The 18948-nt window shown below is 72.5% G+C and carries 15 protein-coding genes; 10 read left to right on the top strand and 5 right to left on the bottom strand.

What is annotated here, in order from left to right:
* The first annotated feature begins 120 nt into the window (after positions 1-120).
* Together AAFN69_RS22270 and glgB are read left to right on the top strand one after the other, a co-directional pair.
* Positions 121-1557, top strand: coding sequence for a maltokinase (locus AAFN69_RS22270; RefSeq protein WP_347730415.1), 1437 nt, complete (start codon positions 121-123; stop codon positions 1555-1557).
* Between the two features lie 175 nt (positions 1558-1732).
* Complete coding sequence (gene glgB / locus AAFN69_RS22265) at positions 1733-4168, top strand: 1,4-alpha-glucan branching enzyme (RefSeq protein ID WP_347730414.1); 2436 nt, start codon at positions 1733-1735, stop codon at positions 4166-4168.
* 60 nt (positions 4169-4228) lie between these two features.
* Here the strand turns inward: glgB and AAFN69_RS22260 are convergent, their stop codons facing one another.
* The 3 genes from AAFN69_RS22260 to AAFN69_RS22250 all read right to left on the bottom strand — a co-directional run bounded on the left by AAFN69_RS22260 (position 4229) and on the right by AAFN69_RS22250 (position 9422).
* Entirely contained in the window at positions 4229-6649 is a 2421-nt protein-coding gene (locus AAFN69_RS22260) for a helicase (RefSeq protein ID WP_347730517.1), read from the bottom strand.
* Positions 6650-6924: 275 nt separating this feature from the next.
* Positions 6925-7812: an NAD(P)-binding domain-containing protein gene (locus AAFN69_RS22255; RefSeq protein ID WP_347730413.1), complete on the bottom strand. Its 888-nt coding sequence runs from the start codon at positions 7810-7812 to the stop codon at positions 6925-6927.
* Positions 7813-7994: 182 nt separating this feature from the next.
* Entirely contained in the window at positions 7995-9422 is a 1428-nt protein-coding gene (locus tag AAFN69_RS22250; protein ID WP_347730412.1) for a cation:dicarboxylase symporter family transporter, read from the bottom strand.
* A gap of 135 nt (positions 9423-9557) precedes the next feature.
* Here AAFN69_RS22250 and AAFN69_RS22245 point away from each other — a divergent pair, with 135 nt between their 5' ends.
* The 6 genes from AAFN69_RS22245 to AAFN69_RS22220 all read left to right on the top strand — a co-directional run bounded on the left by AAFN69_RS22245 (position 9558) and on the right by AAFN69_RS22220 (position 15594).
* On the top strand, positions 9558-11195 hold the full coding sequence (locus AAFN69_RS22245) for an ATP-binding protein (protein ID WP_347730411.1): 1638 nt from the start codon (positions 9558-9560) through the stop codon (positions 11193-11195).
* Positions 11196-11298: 103 nt separating this feature from the next.
* A complete protein-coding gene (locus AAFN69_RS22240; RefSeq protein ID WP_347730410.1) occupies positions 11299-12000 on the top strand; it encodes a response regulator in 702 nt (233 codons plus the stop codon).
* Between the two features lie 126 nt (positions 12001-12126).
* A complete protein-coding gene (locus AAFN69_RS22235; protein ID WP_347730409.1) occupies positions 12127-12597 on the top strand; it encodes a hypothetical protein in 471 nt (156 codons plus the stop codon).
* A gap of 63 nt (positions 12598-12660) precedes the next feature.
* Positions 12661-14091 carry a hypothetical protein gene (locus tag AAFN69_RS22230; RefSeq protein WP_347730408.1) on the top strand — a complete coding sequence of 477 codons (1431 nt, stop codon included), beginning with the start codon at positions 12661-12663 and terminating at the stop codon, positions 14089-14091.
* 12 nt (positions 14092-14103) lie between these two features.
* Positions 14104-14715: a hypothetical protein gene (locus AAFN69_RS22225; protein WP_347730407.1), complete on the top strand. Its 612-nt coding sequence runs from the start codon at positions 14104-14106 to the stop codon at positions 14713-14715.
* Between the two features lie 21 nt (positions 14716-14736).
* Positions 14737-15594: a histidine kinase gene (locus tag AAFN69_RS22220; protein ID WP_347730406.1), complete on the top strand. Its 858-nt coding sequence runs from the start codon at positions 14737-14739 to the stop codon at positions 15592-15594.
* A gap of 57 nt (positions 15595-15651) precedes the next feature.
* Here AAFN69_RS22220 and AAFN69_RS22215 read toward each other — a convergent pair whose 3' ends face one another.
* Together AAFN69_RS22215 and AAFN69_RS22210 are read right to left on the bottom strand one after the other, a co-directional pair.
* Positions 15652-16554 carry a LysR family transcriptional regulator gene (locus AAFN69_RS22215; RefSeq protein ID WP_347730405.1) on the bottom strand — a complete coding sequence of 301 codons (903 nt, stop codon included), beginning with the start codon at positions 16552-16554 and terminating at the stop codon, positions 15652-15654.
* 285 nt (positions 16555-16839) lie between these two features.
* Positions 16840-17517 (bottom strand): type 1 glutamine amidotransferase domain-containing protein, encoded by a 678-nt coding sequence (locus AAFN69_RS22210; protein WP_347730404.1) that lies wholly within the window; start codon positions 17515-17517, stop codon positions 16840-16842.
* Positions 17518-17789: 272 nt separating this feature from the next.
* Between AAFN69_RS22210 and AAFN69_RS22205 the strand changes: the two genes are divergently transcribed.
* Positions 17790-18524 (top strand): type 1 glutamine amidotransferase domain-containing protein, encoded by a 735-nt coding sequence (locus AAFN69_RS22205; RefSeq protein WP_347730403.1) that lies wholly within the window; start codon positions 17790-17792, stop codon positions 18522-18524.
* Positions 18525-18645: 121 nt separating this feature from the next.
* Positions 18646-18945, top strand: a complete 300-nt coding sequence (locus AAFN69_RS22200; protein WP_347730402.1) for an antibiotic biosynthesis monooxygenase — start codon at positions 18646-18648, stop codon at positions 18943-18945.
* The last annotated feature ends 3 nt before the right edge of the window (positions 18946-18948 follow it).

The raw sequence follows: 18948 nt of genomic DNA, 5'->3' as shown, positions 1-18948 counted from the left end.
GCCCCGCTCCGGGCACTCACCCGTCGTCACCCGCGCGCCGCCGGACAGTCACTGCCGTGATCCGGGACACTCTGCGCATTCGGCGCATTTGTGTCAAACCCGGAGAAAGGGCGCGATTCCATGTCGGAGGCTGCTTCCTTCCGGAACTCTGCCGGACTCCTTCCGTCCCTCGCTCCCCTGCTGCATGCCTGGCTCCCCCGGCGCCGCTGGTTCGCCGGCAAGGGACAGCCGGTCACCGGCTTCTCGCTGGTCTCCGCGACCGAGCTGCTGCCCGTCCGCTCCACCGGCCCCGGCCTGCTCCATCTGCTGCTGGGGGTGCACCGCCCGGGGCTCCCCGCCGACGCTCCCCCCGACTGCTACCAGCTCCTGCTCGGGGTGCGCGGCGTCCTGCCGAGCCGGCTCGCCCCCGCGCTGATCGGCCGTCCGGCCTCCGGTCCGCTGGCCGGGCGGATGGTGTACGAGGGGCTGGACGATCCCCGCCTCGCCGAGGTCGTCCTGGAGCGGCTGCGCACCCCCGGCACCCTCGGCCCGCTCCGTTTCGACCGCTTCGACGGCGCCCCCGCCCTCCCCGGCGGCCTGGCCGCCCGGCCGCTGGGCGCCGAGCAGTCCAACACCTCACTGGTGTACGGGGACTCCTACATCCTCAAATTCTTCCGCCGGGTCCAGCCGGGGCCCAACCCCGATCTGGAGCTTCCGCTGGCGCTGGCACGGGCGGGCTGCTCCCGGGTCCCGGTGCCGGTCGCCTGGTACGAGTCGGTGACGCCCGCGCCGTACACCCTCGGTGTGCTCCAGCCCTATCTGCGCGGCTCCGCCGACGGGTGGCGGCTCGCGCTGGACTCGCTGGCCGCCGGGCGGCCGTTCACGGAGGAGGCGCGGGCGCTGGGCCGGGTCACCGCCGAGGTGCACACCGCCCTCGCCGCCGCGCTCCCCACGGTGGAGCTGCGCCGGGCGCAGACCGAACTGCTGGCCGACGCGATGAACCGGCGGCTGAACGAGGCGGCCCGCGCGGTGCCCGCGCTGCTGCCGTACGCGCCCCGGCTGCGCGCCGCCTTCGACGCGCTGGCCGGGCTCGGTGAGGAGGGCCTGGCCCGCCGGGCCCAGCGGGTGCACGGCGATCTCCATCTCGGCCAGACGCTGTACGCGGGCACACACCCGCCCGGCCCGCCGGCCGCCTCCCCGGAGAACCGGGCCGTGAGCGCGGCGCCGGGCGGCCGGTGGTCGGTCATCGACTTCGAGGGCGAGCCGGCCCGTCCGCTGGACGAGCGCCGCAGACCGCAGCCGCCGGTGCGGGACATCGCCGGAATGCTCCGCTCCTTCGACTACGCGGCCCGTACGCACCGGCCCTGGAATCCGGTCTGGGCCGAGGACTGCCGCATCGCGTACTGCGAGGGGTACGCGGAGACCTCGGGCACCGACCCCCGCGAGGAACCCGAGCTGCTGCGGGCGTACGAGACCGACAAGGCGGTGTACGAGGTCGTCTACGAGGCCCGGCACCGCCCCGACTGGCTGCCGGTGCCCCTCGCGGCCATCGACCGCCTCGCCGCCGCCGTGATCTGACCCCGGGCGGCCGGCGCCCGGTCCGCCCGCGCACGCCAACAGCCGAGAACCGACCCGAGAAGCCCGGACCGAGAAGCCAGGACCGAGAAGCCCGCCGGGCGCCCGATCCGGCGCCGCTCACCCCGTCCGCCGGCCCACCCGCCGGCACCGTTCCGCTCCAAGGAGGCCCACCCCCGTGACCCCCCGCCCCGCGTCCCGCAAGACCGCGCCCGCCCCGCCGGCCGCCCCGGCCCCCGCCGCCGCCGGCCCCCGGGCGGAAGGTGCCGCACCGCCGGTGAAACCCCGCACCGCCCGCGCGGCCGGCAGGCCCGCAGCTCCGGCGGCCGGACGCGGTGCCACCCCCCGGCCGCGCGCCGGCGACACCGGGGACGGCGGTGCGGGCGGGGGCGCCACCCACGGTGTCCGCGTCGCCCGCCCGCTCGACCCCGGCGACCGCGAGCGGCTGCTCTCCGGCGGCCACCACGACCCGCATGCGCTCCTCGGCGCCCATGTCGGACGCGGCGGTGTGGTGGTGCGGGTGCTCCGCCCGTACGCCCGCTCCGTGACGGTGGTCGCCAAGGGGCTGCGCGCCGGGCTCCACCCGGAGGGCGACGGGCTCTTCGCCGGGGTGCTGCCGCTGCGGTCCATCCCGGAGTACCGGCTGCTCATCGCCTATGAGACGGGCGAGGACGGCACCGCCGACGAGACCGAGACCCACGACCCGTACCGCTTTCTCCCCGCCCTGGGCGAGCTCGACCTCCATCTGATCGGCGAGGGCCGCCACGAGGAGCTGTGGCGGGCGCTCGGCGCGCACCCCATGACCTGCGAGGGGGTGCGGGGCACCCGTTTCGCGCTCTGGGCGCCGAACGCCCGGGGCGTACGGGTGCGGGCCGATTTCAACCACTGGAACGGCACCGGCCACCCCATGCGGTCGCTGGGCTCATCGGGGGTGTGGGAGCTGTTCGTGCCGGGCGTGGGCGACGGCACGCTCTACAAATTCGAGCTCATGCGCCCGGACGGCACCCACACCCTGCGCGCCGACCCGATGGCCCGGCGGGCCGAGGTGCCGCCGGCGAACGCCTCCGTGGTGACCGAGTCCCGGTACGAGTGGGGCGACGCGGAGTGGATGGCGCACCGGGGCGATCTGCCGGTCCACGAGTCGCCGTTCTCCGTCTACGAGGTCCATCTGCCGTCCTGGCGGCCGGGGCTGAGCTACCGGCAGCTCGCCGAGCAGCTTCCGGCGTATGTGAAGGATCTGGGCTTCACCCATGTGGAGCTGATGCCGCTGGCCGAGCATCCCTTCGGCGGCTCCTGGGGCTATCAGGTGACCGGTTTCTACGCCCCGACCTCGCGGATGGGGACCCCGGACGACTTCCGTCATCTGGTGGACGCGCTGCACCGCGCGGGCATCGGCGTGATCATGGACTGGGTTCCGGCGCACTTCCCGCGCGACGACTGGGCGCTCGCCGCCTTCGACGGCCGCCCGCTGTACGAACCGGAGGATCCGGCGCGGGCCGCTCATCCGGACTGGGGCACGCTGGAATTCGACTACGGCCGCAAGGAGGTGCGGAACTTCCTGGTGGCCAACGCGGTCTACTGGTGCGAGCAGTTCCACATCGACGGGCTGCGGGTGGACGCGGTGGCGTCGATGCTCTATCTCGACTACTCGCGCGAGCACGGGCAGTGGACGCCCAATGCCCACGGGGGCCGGGAGAATCTGGACGCGGTCGCCTTTCTCCAGGAGATGAACGCCACGGTCTACCGGCGCTGCCCGGGGGTGATCACCATCGCGGAGGAGTCCACCGCCTGGGACGGGGTCACCCGGGCCACCCACCATGTGGGCGCGGGCGGCTTCGGCGGTCTCGGCTTCGGGCTGAAGTGGAACATGGGCTGGATGCACGACTCGCTCGGCTACGCGGCGCACGAGCCGGTGCACCGGAGGTTCCACCACCAGGAGATGACCTTCTCGATGGTGTACGCGTACAGCGAGAACTACATCCTGCCGATCTCGCACGACGAGGTGGTGCACGGCAAACGCTCCCTGGTGAGCAAGATGCCCGGCGACTGGTGGCAGCGGCGCGCCAACCACCGGGCGTATCTCGGCTTCATGTGGGCGCACCCCGGGAAGCAGCTCCTCTTCATGGGGCAGGAGTTCGCCCAGGGAGCCGAGTGGTCGGAGCGGCACGGTCCCGACTGGTGGCTGCTGGATCCCTCGTACGCGGCCGAGCCGGATCACCGGGGTGTGCGACTGCTGGTCCGCGACCTCAACGCGGTGTACGGGCGCACTCCGGCGCTCTGGCAGCGGGACACCGAGCCGGAGGGCTTCTCCTGGGTGGAGGGGGGCGCGGCCGATGACAATGTGTTCGCGTTTCTGCGCTGGGACCGCGCGGGGGAGCCGCTGCTGGCGGTGAGCAACTTCTCCCCAGTGGTGCGCCGGGAGTACCGGCTGGGGGTGCCGGAGCGGTACGCGGCGTGGGCGGAGCTGCTGAACACGGACGCGGAGCTGTACGGGGGCGGCGGCGTCGGCAACCCCGTACCGGTGGAGGCGGAGCCGTGGCCGTGGCAGGGCCGGGAGTCCAGTGTCCGGCTGACGCTGCCGCCGCTGGCGACGGTCTGGCTGCGGCCGGTGTGAGCCGGCCCCGGGGCCGGGTGCGCGCGGGCACCCGGCCCCGGGAGCGACCGGGCGGCGGGATCAGACGGCGGGTTCCAGCCCGGCGGGGAGTTCGCCGGTGTGGACGACGGCGAGCCGCTGGGTGGCGCGGGTCAGCGCCACATACAGATCGCTCGGGCCGAGGAGGGCCGGTTCCACCACGATCACGGAGTCGAACTCCAGCCCCTTGGCCTGGCGGGGGGCGAGGAGCACGACCCGGCCGGTGAGATCGGGCGGACCGGCGGGCAGCGGGAGCAGTGCGTGCAGCTCGGGCGGGGCGATGACGGCGATCCGCCCCGGCTCCTGATCGGGCGCGGCTGTTCCGCCGGCCGGTACGGGCGCGGCTGTTCCGCCCGCTGGTACGGACGCGGCTGTTCCGCAGGCCGGTGCGGGCGCGTCCGGTCCGCGTCCCGGGGCGGCCGTCCCCGCCTCGTGCTCCGGTACGGGCGCGTCCGCGCCGAAGTCCGGGACCTCGCGGCGGATCGCCGCCGTCACCGCCGCGCCGAGGTCCGCCGTCCGCGCGGCGCGGTCGAACCGGGGCGGTACGCCGGTGGAGCGCACCGAGCGCGGCGGTTCGAAGCCCGGGGAGGCCGCCCGGAGCACCGCGGCGGCCGGCTCCATGATCTCGGCGGGGGTGCGGTAGTTGAGGGCGAGCCGGGTGTGCTCCCAGCGGTCGCCGACATAGGGGCCGAGGATCTTCTCCCAGGAGCCGACCCCGGCGATGTCCCCGGTCTGCGCCGGGTCGCCGACGAGGGTCATCGAGCGGGTGGGGCAGCGGCGCATCAGCAGCCGCCAGGCCATCGCGGAGAGCTCCTGCGCCTCGTCCACGATGATGTGGCCGAAGGCCCAGGTGCGGTCGGCGGCGGCGCGTTCGGCCGCGGTGCGGTCGTCCCGCTCCTCGTGCCGTTCGGCCATCCGCTCGGCGTCGATGATGTCGTGCGCGGCGAGGATCTCGGACTCCTCGTCCTCGAACTCGAAGGTCTTGGAGCCGGCCGAGAGGTCGAGCACGCCCTGGGCGTAGGCGATCCGGTCGCGCTGTTCGGCCTCGGCGGCTGCGCGGGCGGCGCTGTCGTCGGTGCCGAGGAGTTCGGCGGCCTCGTCGAGCAGCGGCACATCGGCCGGGGTCCAGGGCCCGCCGGAGCGGCGGATGAGCTCGGCGTCGGCGTCGGGGAGCCGGCCGTGGCCGTGCGGCTCGGCGAGGAAGTCGGCGACCAGCCGTTCGGGGGTGAGGTGCGGCCACAGCTCCTCGATGGCGGCATGCACCTCGGCGCTGGTGGCGATCTCCTTGCCGAGCTGGGCGATGTCGTCGGGGCCGAGGAGGTTGGGACCGCCGTAGGGGTCAGCGCCGAGCCGGTCGGCGAGCTGTTCGGTGAGGGCGTCGATGACGGCGAAGGCGAAGTGCGGCCGGGCGGGATTGTGCGGCAGCGCGGTGGCGCGGGCCCGGTCGCGGGCCCGGTGCGCCATCTCGCGGTGCAGCCGGAGCACCCCGTACCCCTGGTGCTCGATCTCCAGGGCGGGTTCGGGCACCAGGCCCTGGGCCTCGTGGTCGGTGTCGGCGTCGGGAACGGTGTCGGGGAGCCGCTGCCGGCTCCGTACGAAGGCGGCCAGCGCTTCGGCGGTCCCGGCCCGGCCCTTGACCTCGGCGGCGGCCGGGGTGTCGGTGCCGTCGGCGGTCACACCGGGGTAGAGCTCGGCCATGGTGGCGAGGAGGACCCCGGTCTCGCCGAGTGCGGGCAGCACCTCGCCGATGTAGCCGAGGAAGGCGGGGTTGGGGCCGACGATCAGCACCGCCCGGCGGGCCAGCTGCTCGCGGTGGGCGTAGAGGAGATAGGCGGCGCGGTGCAGCGCGACGGCGGTCTTGCCGGTGCCGGGGCCGCCCTCGACGACCAGGATTCCCTGGCGCGGGGCGCGGATGATGCGGTCCTGTTCGGCCTGGATGGTCTGCACGATGTCGGTCATCCGGCCGGTGCGCGCGGCGCCGAGGGCGGCGAGGAGCACGGCGTCGCCGCCGGGGTCCTCGTGTCCGGTGCGGGTGGCGTCGGCGAGATCGAGGATCTCGTCGTGCAGCGCGGTGACGGTCCATCCGTCGGTGGTGATGTGGCGGCGCCGGGTGAGACCCATGGGCTCGTGTCCGGTGGCGAGATAGAAGGGACGGGCGACGGGGGCGCGCCAGTCGATGAGGACGGGGGTGCGCTCGGAGTCGTCGCGGCGCATTCCGACGCGTCCGATGTGGTGGCGGGCGCCGTCGCGGAGATCGATCCGGCCGAAACAGAGGCCGGAGTCGACGGCATTGAGCGCGGCGAGCTGCGCCGAATGTTCGGCGACGCTGACATCGCGTTCCATTCGGGCCTGGTGGCCCGTGCCGGTCGCGCGGATCGTGCTGCGCACGGCGGATTCCGCCGCCGCGCGGAGCTCTTCCAGGCGGTCGCGGAGAAAGGTGACGAATTGCTGTTCGTCCCGCAATTCCTCGGTTGACAATTCGACTCCTGAGACGCTATGGTGACACCAGTGAGGTTTTCTGTTCGCCCGTATGGATATGGGCATGGAAACCCTCAATATACCAAGCAAAATACCCCGCTCGTCAATTCGAGCGGGGTATTTTTCTGCGCCTTCACGGGTATGCGCCGGGTGTTCCGCGTGGTTTCCGTGCGCTCTGTGCGCTCCCCGTGCCGGGCGGGCTCAGGGCGTGCTCAGGACGTTCCGGCCGCGGCGGGCGGATCGCCCGCCGCGGCCCGGGCTCAGGGCCTGACGACGGCCTCGAAGGTGCTGGACCAGTCGTCCGGGGCGTGTCCCCGGCCGATCGCCCGGTCGGCCACCCGCTTGATCGCCTCCAGCTGGCCGGTGTCCAGCCCGCGGGCCCGGGAGACATCGAGCAGATGGCCGACCGAGGTCGCCATCATGCCGAGATTGGCCTCCTGCCCCGGGTACACACCCGCGTCGATGTCGCGCGCCGCCGCCTCCGGGATGCCGGCCATGATCCCGGTGATGCCGTGCATGTGCGGGGCGATCTCGGCGGCCTTGACGCCGTGCGCCCCGGCCAGCGCGAAGGCGTGGACGAGCCCGGCCATGGCGCCGTAGAAGTAGTCGAGCAGGGAGAGGTCGTACACGGCGGCGAGACCCGGGTCCTCGCCGACGAACTCGGTCCGCCCGCCGAGCGTCCCGAGCACGGACCCGTACCGCTCGAAGGCATCCCGCGAACCGGCGTGGAAGAGCAGCGCCTCCGGCGTGCCGACCATCGGGGTGGGCACCATGACCGAGCCGGCCAGATAGGCGATGGAGTGCCCGGCCGCCCAGGCCCCGGTCTCCCGGGCCTGCTCGGGGGCGCCGGAGGTGAGATTGACCAGGACCCGGCCCCGGAGCACGCCGGCCAGCGGCTCGACCACCTCCCGTACGGCGTGGTGGTCGAGTACGCAGACGACGACGAGTTCCCCGGCGCGGACCGCCTCCTCGGCGCTTCCGGCGAGCACCGCGCCCCGGGCGGCGAGAGCGCCGCCCTTTCCGGCCGAGCGATTCCAGACGGTGGTGGGATGCCCCGCGTCGAGAAACGCTCCGGCCAGGGCGCTTCCCATGGCTCCGAGGCCGATGACCGTGACAGCGGGGAGAGTGGATTCCTTGTTGGCGGGCATGGAAGACATCGTTCGGCCGATACCGGGCGACCGGCAAGTACCCACAAATTTGTCAGGTACTGAGGTGAAGGTATGTATCCGGGCCGGGCCGCCGGCACCGGGGGGAAGCCGGGAGGACGGCCGGGCCCGGCCTCCGCCCGTGGGGGTGAGCGGAGGTCGGGCCCGGGCATGGCCGCCGGATGTCAGACCTTGGCGGCCGGCTTCACCGCGTCACCCTGATCCGGAACCATGGCCGGAGCCTTCCCGGAACCGGCCCCGGCAATCGGGCCGGACCCGGAGGCCGGGCCCTCCTCCGGTGCCGGGCCGCCGTGACCGTCGTCCAGCAGCGTCTTCTCGTCGAAGGGGATACGGCCCGCGAGCACATCGGCGGCCCGCGCCTTGTCGATCTCCTTCGTCCAGGTGCCGACCAGCACCGTCGCGACCGCGTTGCCCGCGAAGTTGGTCAGCGCCCGCGCCTCGCTCATGAAGCGGTCGATGCCGACGATCAGGCCGACGCCGTCGACCAGATCCGGCTTGTGCGACTGGAGACCGCCCGCGAGGGTGGCGAGTCCGGCGCCGGTGACACCGGCCGCGCCCTTGGACGCGATCACCATGAAGATCAGCAGCGAGATCTGCTCGGAGGCGCTCAGCGGGTCGCCCATCGCGTTGGCGATGAAGAGCGAGGCCATCGTCAGATAGATCGCGGTGCCGTCGAGGTTGAAGGAGTAGCCGGTCGGCACGGTGATGCCGACGACGGGCTTGCTCACACCCATGTGCTCCATCTTCGCGATCAGCCTGGGCAGCGCCGACTCCGACGAGGAGGTGGAGAGGATCAGCAGGAACTCCCGGCCCAGATACTTCAGCAGCGCGAAGAGATTCATCCCGGCGACCAGCCGCAGCAGCGCGCCGAGCACCACGAAGACGAAGAGCGCGCAGGTCACATAGAAACCGATCATGATCACGGCGAGCGACTTCAGGGCGTCCAGGCCGGTCTCGCCGACCACCGCCGCGATCGCGCCGAACGCGCCCACCGGGGCGACCCACATGATCATGGCGAGGATGCGGAAGACCAGCCGCTGGATGTGCCCGATGCCGCGGAGCACCGGCTCGCCCGCCTTGCCCATCGCCTGGAGCGCGAATCCGGCCAGCAGCGCCACCAGCAGCGTCTGGAGCACCTCGCCCTCGGTGAAGGCGGAGACCAGTGTGGTCGGGATGATGCCCAGCAGGAAGTCCGCGGTGGACTCACCGCCCGCGCCCTCGGCCGCCTTGCCGCCCGCGTCCCGTACCGCCTCGGTCAGCTTCAGCCCGGAGCCCGGCTCCAGCAGATTGCCGACCAGCAGACCGATGGCGAGCGCCGCCGTCGACATGACCACGAAGTAGCCGAGGGCCAGTCCGCCGACCGCGCCGACCTTGGCCGCTTTGCGGACGGAACCGATGCCCAGCACGATCGTGCAGAAGATGACCGGCGAGATCATCATCTTGATCAGATTCACGAATCCCGTGCCGATGGGCTTCAGCTCGACGGCGACTCCCGGCGCCACGAAGCCCACGGTGATGCCGAGCACCACCGCCGCGATAACGGCGATGTACAGATAGTGCGTACGGTCCCTTCTGCCTGCCTCAGCAGCCACGGGGTCCCTCCTCGGATTGTTCTGCGGCAATTCCCCCCGTCCCGCGGGGATTCCGAGAGCATCCATCAGCCTGTGACCCCGGTCACCCTTACGTGCGTTTCGTTCACGCGAAATCCGCCGTGCACACTGTTGGCCATGCGCATACCCCGCCCCCGCAGCCTCGCGGGCCAGCTCTTCGCGATGCAGGTCGTCCTGGTCGCCGTGGTCGTGGCGGGGTGCGCCCTGTTCGCATATGTCACGGACCAGTCGCAGGCCGAGGAGACCGCCCGGCTCCAGTCGCGGGCCACCGCGACGGCGGTGGCCGGCTCCCCCTCGGTCATCGCCGCCGCCCGCGAGGAGCGGCCCACCCGCACCCTCCAGCCGTACGCGGAAGGGCTGCGCCGGGCCGCGGGGGTCGACTTCATCGTCGTGATGGCTCCGGACGGCACCCGCTGGACCCACCCCGAGCGGACGGAGATCGGCCGGAAGTATCTCGGCCACACCGAGCAGGCCCTGAAGGGCGAGATCCACAGCGAGCGCCATCTCGGCGTACTCGGCCCGTCGATCCGCACGGTGGCCCCGGTGTACGACAACGGCCGGATCGTCGCGCTGGTCGCCTCGGGCATCACCATCCAGAAGATCAGCGAGCAGGTGCGCGGCCAGCTGATCGCCCTGCTGCTGGCGGCCGGCGCGGCGCTGGTCCTCGGCGGTCTCGGCACCCATGTGATCAACGCCCGGCTGCGGCGGCACACCCATGGCATGAACGCGACCGAGCTGAGCCGGATGCACGACTACCACGAGGCCGCGCTGCACGCGGTGCGCGAGGGACTGCTGATGCTCGACGGGCGGCGCCGGATCGCCCTGGTCAATGACGGCGCGCGGGAACTCCTCGGCCTGGACGAGGCGGTGATCGGCCGCCCGGTCGCCGGGCTGGGACTGCCCGCCCCGCTCACCGGCGCGCTGCTGGCCTCCGAGCCCCGGGTGGACGAGGTCCATCTCACCGCCGACCGGATCATCGTCGTCAACACCAGCCCGGTGGTCGGCGGCGAGCAGCGTGGCACCGTGGTGACCCTGCGGGACCACACCGAACTCCAGGCCCTCTCCGGAGAGCTGGACTCCGAACGCGGCTTCAGCCAGGCCCTGCGCTCCCAGGCCCATGAGGCGGCGAACCGGCTGCACACGGTGGTCTCGCTGATCGAGCTGGGGCGGGTCAGGGAGGCGGTCGAATTCGCCACGGCGGAGCTGGAGCTGGCCCAGGAGCTCACCGACCGGGTCGTCGGATCGGTGGGCGAGCCGGTGCTGGCCGCACTGCTGCTCGGCAAGGCGGCGCAGGCGAACGAGCGCGGGGTGGAGCTGGTGCTGGCACCGGACAGCAGGATCGACGACGGGGTCCTGCCGGCGTCGCTGCCGGCCCGGGATCTGGTGACGATCCTCGGCAATCTGATCGACAACGCGGTGGACGCGGCGTCGGCACCGGACGGCGCTCCCGGCGCGGCCGATCCGGTACGCCCCCGGCCGCCCCGCCCCCGGGTCACGGTCACCGCCCGCGCGGACGAGGCCGGGGACGAGTTGCTGATCCGGGTGCACGACACCGGTGGCGGCATCGCGCCGGAGAGCGCCGATGAGGTCTTCCGCCGGGGCTGGTCCACCAGGGGATCGGGCCGCGGTCTGGGCCTCGCCCTGGTCAGCCAGGCGGTGCACCGCGGCCGGGGCACGGTGGCGCTCACCCGGGGCCCGGACGGCGGCGCCGAGTTCACGGTCAGACTGCCGCTGGGCGCGGGGCCGGCCCGGTGAGCGGACGAGCCCCGGCCGGCCCGCGCGCCGGGAACAATGACAGCGTCCGGCCCCCGGCACTCCTCCTCCCTTCCCTCCCCCCTCTCGCAGCGGAGACCCCGGCATGAGCACAGACCCCGGCAGCCCCGAGCCCATCAGGGTCCTCGTCGTGGAGGACGACCCCGTCGCCGCCGACGCTCACGCCCTCTATGTCGGCCGGGTCAGCGGCTTCACGGTCGCCGGGGTCGCCAACTCCCGCTCCGCGGCGGTCCGCGCGCTGGAGCGGACCCGGGTCGATCTGCTCCTGCTCGACCTCTACCTCCCGGACGGTCACGGCCTCCAGCTCGTCCGCTCGCTGCGCGCGGCCGGGCATCTCGCCGATGTCATCGCCGTCACCTCGGCCCGTGATCTCGCCATCGTCCGCGAGGGTGTGTCGCTCGGCGTGGTCCAGTACGTGCTGAAGCCGTTCACCTTCGCGACCCTGCGGGACCGGCTGGCCCGGTACGCCGAATTCCGCGCCGCCGCCGGTGAGGCGAGCGGCCAGGACGAGGTGGACCGGGCGCTGGGCGCGCTCCGGGCGCCGCAGGGCGGTTCGCTGCCGAAGGGGCTGAGCGGTCCGACACTGGAGTCGGTCACCCGTACGCTGCGGGACTCCCCCACCGGTCTGACGGCGGCGGAGGCGGGGACGGCGGTCGGTATCTCCCGCATCACCGCCCGCCGCTATCTGGAGCATCTGGTCACCGAGGGCCGCGCGGCGCGGAGTCCGCAGTACGGGCAGATCGGCCGGCCGGAACTCCAGTACCGCTGGCTCCGCGCCGGTGGCTGACCCGCGCGGCCATTCGATCCTCATAAATCAGCAATTCTCGCAGAATACGGGCGATTCACAGCGGGGGAATCGGTGACCGCACTCTCCGCGCGATCATTTCCGGTGCTCTACGGTGGCCGATACACGATGCGACACGAGGTCGCGATCACGGATATCGGGGGTTGGCGCGGAGTGGGCTTCGACGAGGAATGGGGCGGGGCGGCCGAACACGGCTCCGCGGCGATGCAGTTGAACCGGGTCCCCGAGGAGGGGTCCGGCCCCGGCCCCGGCGGAAAGCTGGTGTCGACGCCGGCCGAGAAGAACGCCGCCGCGAACACCATCGAGAACGAGCTGCTCACCAGTACGCGCAAGGCCGGCGAGCATGCCGACGAGGCGAGCACCGGCGCCGCCGGCGAGTTCGGCGGATGGGCGACCTCGGCCGCGCTGAAGAAGGTGCAGACCACCTGGGACGGACAGGTGAAGACACTGATGGGCCGTCTGAACAAGGAGCGCACCGGTCTCCGGGGCACCGTCGGCACCCTGGGCGAGGTCGACGCCGCCCGCCGCGACCGCATCAGCGGTGTCCGGGCTCCGTCCGCTTTCAGCCGCTACGAGTAGTGAGCCGCCCCAGTACTCCGAAGCGCCGCAAGGGAAATGAGCATGCTGACATACCACGAAGTCATGACGACCGACTTCGGAAAGCTCTCCGCCGCCGCCGACAAATGGACCTCGATGGCGGAGGAATTCGCCAAGGTCGAGAAGCGCTACCGGGACAGTGTCCAGAAGGTCACGCTCGGCGACCTCTGGCTGGGTGAGAGCGCGAACGCCGCCTCGCTGAACTTCGCGGCGACCCGGTACGAGTACCAGGCCGCCCAGACCCAGGCGAAGGCGACGGCGACGCTGCTGCGCAACGCCTACGCCCAGTTCGCCGAATTGCGGCAGCGGCTGGAGACCGCCCGCGCCGATGCCGTCAAGGCGGGGATGAAGGTCTCCGAACAGGGCCGGGTCGCCTTCGACTTCGAGCGGGCGACCGAGGGCGAGCGCAACGCCCTCCGCCACGACCCGGATTACGCCAGGAGTGTCCGGGAGAGCGAGCGGTCCTGGGCCGACTACATCACCTCCTGTGTCAAGGCCGTCGACGACGCGGACAAGGATCTCCAGAAGGACCTCGAAGCCGTCGTCAAGGACAGCGGCGGCGGCGCGAACGACGGCACGGCCGGCGGCTTCAACGGCAACGCCCACACGGTCGCGAAGGCGGACGACCAGCAGAAGCAGGAGCGCATGGAGCTCTCCTCGCTGGCGATGCGGGACGGCGAGACGCTCGACGACTATCTCCAGCGGCTCCAGAAGGAGGCGGTGGAGAAGGGCACCGGCAGCAAGCGGCTCGCCGAGCTCTTCGCCGCCGTCCAGAAGGGCACGATCACCGCCTCCGCGTTCGCCGCGGCGATCGGCGGCTCCGGGGGTGCTTCGTGGAAGCTCTTCAAGTATCTGAAGCAGGGCAAGGACGTCACCGCGCCGGGCACCTTCCTCTCCACCTTCATCAACAACCGCATGGCCGGGGCCGTGCCCGGAAGCCTGCTGGGCAAGGTCCCGCCCGGCATGGTCACCGCGATCACCGGATCCGACGAGGCCGCCATGTTCGGCGGGTTCATGCGCAACGGCGCCTTCGTCATGCCGTCGGCGGCGGAGGCCAATCTGGTGAAGGTCGCGCAGAACGGCGGCCTCGGGAACGCCGTGAAGGCCGCCGGCTGGATCCGGGGCGCGGGGGTGGTCGGCGGGGTCGCGGCGACCGCCTACGGGGTGGCGAACCTGGCCACGTACGACGCGGACATGATCAAGGCGAACCCCTCGAAGTTCGCCGCCGACCTGAGCGGTACGGCCTTCAGCGCGTCGATGACCGCGCTGACGGTGGCGCCCAACCCGGTCACGGCCGGTCTGGCTATCGGTACGGGCCTGGTGTACGCGGGCTGTCTGGTCTGGGACAACCACGAGGCCATAGGCAAGGGATTCGAGAAGGCCGGTGACTGGGTGGGCGACAGGGCCTCGGACATCGGCGACGGTATCGCCGACGGGGCGAAGAAACTGGGCAGCGCTCTCAACCCGTTCGACTAGTTGGGGAATCGGATGCACACGACCATCAGCCCGTTCACGCTCGGGTACTGGAAGGAGAAACCGCCCGTCGGACGCACCAAGTTCGGCTGGCGGGGCACCTCCCCCGAGTTCGGCGACATCCGGGTGGAGTATCCGGCGGGCCGGGACATGACCCATGTGATCGTCACGGCGGTGAGCGGTGGCCTGATCCCGCCGGCCACCTTCGAGACGCGCGGCATGCACACCGATGTGCTGGCGATGCCGACCCTCAACGGCGCGACGCTCCGGGTGGGCGACGGGCTCGTACGGCTGAGCCGCAACCGGTGGGCGCCGACGCACCGGGGGCGTTCCCTGCACCTGACCCATCTCGGTGACGCGTACCGGCTCACGGCGGTCAACCGCCGCGCCTACACGCTGACCCGGCGGCCCGACTCCGAGGACCCCGGGGCCGTGGTCACCGTGCGCCAGTCGGGCATGGGCGGCGGCCGGAAGGTCACCGTGTCGGCGTCGGGCCGGGTGCTGCCCGCCGACATCTCCCTCGCGGCTCTCTTCTCGGGAGTCGACCGGTCCGTGCTCACCCGGCGCGGTGCCGTGCGGGCGGGCTTTTCGAGGATCTTCAATTTCTGGGCCGAGTCCCAGTCCTGAGCGACGACCAAGTGAGTGTGTATGCCTTCGTTCGACATGTCCCGTTCCCGCTTCCGGCTGGCCGACGAGCATCTGATCGTGCTCTCGGAGCTGGCGACGGGCGACGAGGTGCCCGACGAGTTCACGGCGGCCCGGAAGGAGCTGGTGGGCTGCGGTCTGATCGATGAGGACGGCCGGCTCTCCCCGCTGCTGCGGCCGATGATGGAGACGGTGCTGTCGCCGGGGGTGGTCATCTCGCTGGAGACCGCCGGCCGGCAGGGCAAGCTGCACCACGGCATGCTGATCGGCGAGCGGCATGTGGTCGCGCACGAGGCGTGGCCGGGCACGGCCGAGGCCGAGTACTCCCGTGTCGAGCCGAAGATGCTGGTCTGGAAGCTCGCCGACATGGTGAACCTCCAGCAGTCGCCGGCCGGCCGGGAGACGGCGCCGATGACCGTCGAGACGGCCATCGGCACGGTCGAGGCGGGTCTCGCGGTGCTGGAGAGCGGGCGTCCCGCGCACGCGTCCGCCGAGGACGAGCGCGCGGCGATCCGCGCGGCGCTGGCGGCGGGGAGCGGCGGCGGTCCGGTCCCGGAGCCGCTGGCCGGGCTGATCTCGGAGATCCGGGCGACCTGGCGGCTGACCTCGGCCTGGCGGACCCGTGCCGAGGGCGGGGACGGTGTGGAGAGCCGCGGCTTCGCGGTCTGGGACTGCGGCCCGCTCGGCTACTGGCTGCGGGAGCTGCCCGTCGAGCCGGTGTCCGCGGAGCTGATCGGCCCGGCGGGCCCCTTCAGGCTGGTCCGGGTGACGGCCGGGGCGGTCTGGGCGCGGATCACCGATCTCCTGCCCGACGACGGTGAACTCCGGCGGGCGGCACCCGGAGCCCGGACAGCGGGCTGAGCCCTCCCGCTCGCGGCCCGGGGCGCCGGGGGTCCCGGCCGGCGCCCCGGGCCGGTCTCAGCTCCACAGCCGTGCCTTGAGCAGCAGATGTCCGTGGAGCGCGGTGAGATCGGGCGGGCCGGGCTCTCCCTTCCGGACGGCGAGGAAGAAGGTGTTGAGCGGGGAGACCTCGGGTTCGAGGAGGGGCACGACCTCTCCCCGGGCGAGCTCCTCCGCGCAGAGATAGGTGGGCAGTACGGAGAACCCGGCCGAGGACCTGACCGCGGCGAGCGCGCCGCGCAGATCGGGCACGACCACCGCCGGGGTCATGGTGGGCCGGCGGTCGAAGACGGTGCGCCAGTACCGGCGGATGATCGGCAGGGATTCGGCGTAGCTGATCAGGGGGAGCTCGGCGAGGGCGTCCGGGCCCTCGGCCAGCAGGCGTTCCCGGGGCACCCGGGCGGCCAGCTCGGGCGAGGCGAGGAGGACGAACTCCTCGTCCACCAGGGGCGTGACGGCGAGCCCCCGGCCGCGGGGGCGGATGGTGGAGAGCACCAGGTCCAGTTCGCCCTCGTCCAGGCGGGCGAGGAGCTCATCGGCGAGTCCGAAGCTGAAGTGGAGCCGCATGCCCTCCTCGATCAGTTCGCTGACGGCCGGGATCACCCGGGTGGTCATCAGTTCGACCGGCCCGGCCAGATGGAGCGGACGGCCGGCCGGGGCGCCGCTGAGGTTCCGCTCGACCACTCCGCCCAGCGCGTCGATGGGGCCCTGGACCTCGCGGAGCAGTCCCTCGGCGGCCGGGGTGGGCTGTGCCCCGTGCGGGAGCCGTTCGAAGAGGGTCCGTCCCAGCTCTCTTTCGAGATTGCGGACCTGATGGGTGACGGCGGGCTGGGAGAGGCCCAGCTTCTGGGCGGCCTTGGTGAAGGAGCCGAGCCGGTAGACCGTCACGAAGGTGCGCAGCCAGCCCAGTTGTACAGCCAAAGGATCAACCCCCATTGCTCCATGGCGCGCGCCGGGATCACACCGGAGTCCGGTCCGCGGCTCCCTCACATGGTGACAGGTCGCGGTTCCGGGCCGCCTCGGATCCGGCTCGATGCGCCGCTGTCCGGCCTGCGGGACGGGGGGCGAGGTGGTGGTGCGTGTGGTGGGGGGAAAGGGGTGTGGGGGGAAGCGGCGGGGGCCGCCGCCCGGGAGACGGCCGGGCCGCCCCGGGAGCGGGGGTCGCGCCGGAGGTGAACCGGCGCGACCGCGGTACGGTGCCGCCGCTCAGCGGGCGCCGAGCTGCTCGACGACGAGCTCCGCGACCCTGGCGGCGGAGGCGGGGTTCTGCCCGGTCACCAGGCGGGAGTCGGCGACCGCGTGGGCCGCGAACTTGGGGGCCCTGGTGAACTTCGCGCCCCGCTCGGTCAGCTTGCTCTCCAGCAGGAAGGGGACGACGCCGGTGAGGCCGACGGCGTCCTCCTCCTCGTCGGTGAAGGAGGAGACCTGCTTGCCGTCGACCAGGTGCGAGCCGTCGCTCAGCCTCAGATTCACCAGCGCCGCCGGGCCGTGGCAGACGGCGGCGACCACGCCGCCGCGCTCGTAGATCGCCCGGGCGACGTCGGCGAGACCGGTCGCCTCCGGGAAGTCCCACATGGTGCCGTGGCCGCCGGCGTAGTAGATGGCGTCGTACGCGCCGGCGTCGATCTCCGCGGCGGTCGGGGTGGCCCGCAGCGCCTCGGCGGTGGCCGGGTCGGCGAGGAAGTCGGCGACCACGGTGTCGTCCGGGTTGACGCCGTCCCGGGGTGCGGCACCCCCCTGGACGGAGACGTACTCGACCTCGTAGCCGGCCCGCCGGAAGACGGCGGCGGGATGGGCGACCTCGGGGACGTAGTAGCCGGTCTTCCGGCCGGTGTCACCGAGGGTTCCATGGCTGGTGAGAGCGAAGAGGATCTTCTTGGCCATCGTGTGGTGCTCCTCGTGGATCGGGGCAGGCATGGGACCGCGCGCCCGGACCGGTGAGCCGCGGCGGGCCGGACACAAAGGAATCTAGATTCCCGGGCCGGTGCATTCAAATAGGGAAATTCATACCCTGCATAGAATCCGCTATGACACTTTTCCCGAGTGTGCGGGTATTTCACGAGAATCCCACTGATGGCCCACTGCCGGGAACAACGGAGTTGGGATAGTGTGCCCCGGAGCCCGCCCAGGAGCTTGTGCCGGAGAGTGAGGCGAGGATGCCCGCGAAAAGCCCGCCCCCGAAGGGACTCATCGTCCTGAGCAGCGTCGATCGCCTGCCGAATGGGCGCCCGGCGGGATTCTGGCTGCCGGAGGCGGCGTACCCGTGGCGGGCGCTTCTCGCGGCCGGCTGGGACTATGAATTCGTCAGTACGCGGCCGGGCCGGCCGGCCGCACGCGGGGTGGACCGGTCCGATCCGCCGCAGCGGATGTTCCTGGAGGACACCGCCGTCCGGGAGAAGCTGGACCGCACCACCACCCCCGATCTGCGCGACCCCGCGGAGTTCGGCATCGTGTTCATCGCGGGCGGGCACGGCTCGGTCCTCGATCTGCCGGCCGACACCCGGCTGAGCGCCATGCTCGGCGCCTGCGGGGCCGCCCGCGCGGTGATCGCCGCCATCGGCCACGGGGTCGGCGCGCTGCTCAATGTCCGCCGCCGCGGCGGCGGTTCACTGACCGCCGGACGCCGGGTGACGGCCTTCACCCGGCACGAGGAGAGCATGGCGGGGCTGGACCGGGTGATGCCCTACTCGCTGGAGGACGCGCTCCGGGCCCAGGGCGCGCGCTTCGAGTCCGGGGACCCCTTCCAGCCGTACGTGGTGACGGACGGCCATCTGGTCACCGGCCAGAATCCGGCGTCCTGCGCCGAACTGGCCGCCGCGGGGATGGCGCTGGCCACCGGCCGGACCCTGCCCGCGCGCTGGCCGAGACAGCCGGTCCCGGCCCATGGGTGAGCCGCGGGGCGGGGCGCATGCGGCCTTCGGTCCGGCCGGGGATGAATTCCCGGCGCGTCCTTTCCGATCACACCGCACGCCATCGGCGCTCCGGAGGGAATTCACCGAGAAGGAGAGCCCCGTGTCCGTCTCCATCGTCGCGCACTGGAAGGCCCGTTCCGGAAATGCGGGGACGGTCGCCGGAATTCTCCCCGATATCGCCCGCGCGAGCCCCGCGGAGCCCGGCTGTCCCGCCTGGACGGCCGGCCGGTCCGAGAGGGAGAAGAATGAGTTCGTTCTCCTCGAGGAGTACGCGGACCACGCCGCACCGGCCGCCCGTCAGGCCACCGCGCGCTATCGGGAACTGATTCTGGAACAGGTGGTTCCGCTGCTCGCGGACCGGAAGGTGGCGCGATACCGCCCCGCCGCCCGAAGGGGCTGAGGG

This window comes from Streptomyces sp. CAU 1734 (genome assembly GCF_039888735.1).
Lineage (GTDB): Bacteria > Actinomycetota > Actinomycetes > Streptomycetales > Streptomycetaceae > Streptomyces.
This window is presented reverse-complemented; position numbering and strand designations above follow the sequence as displayed.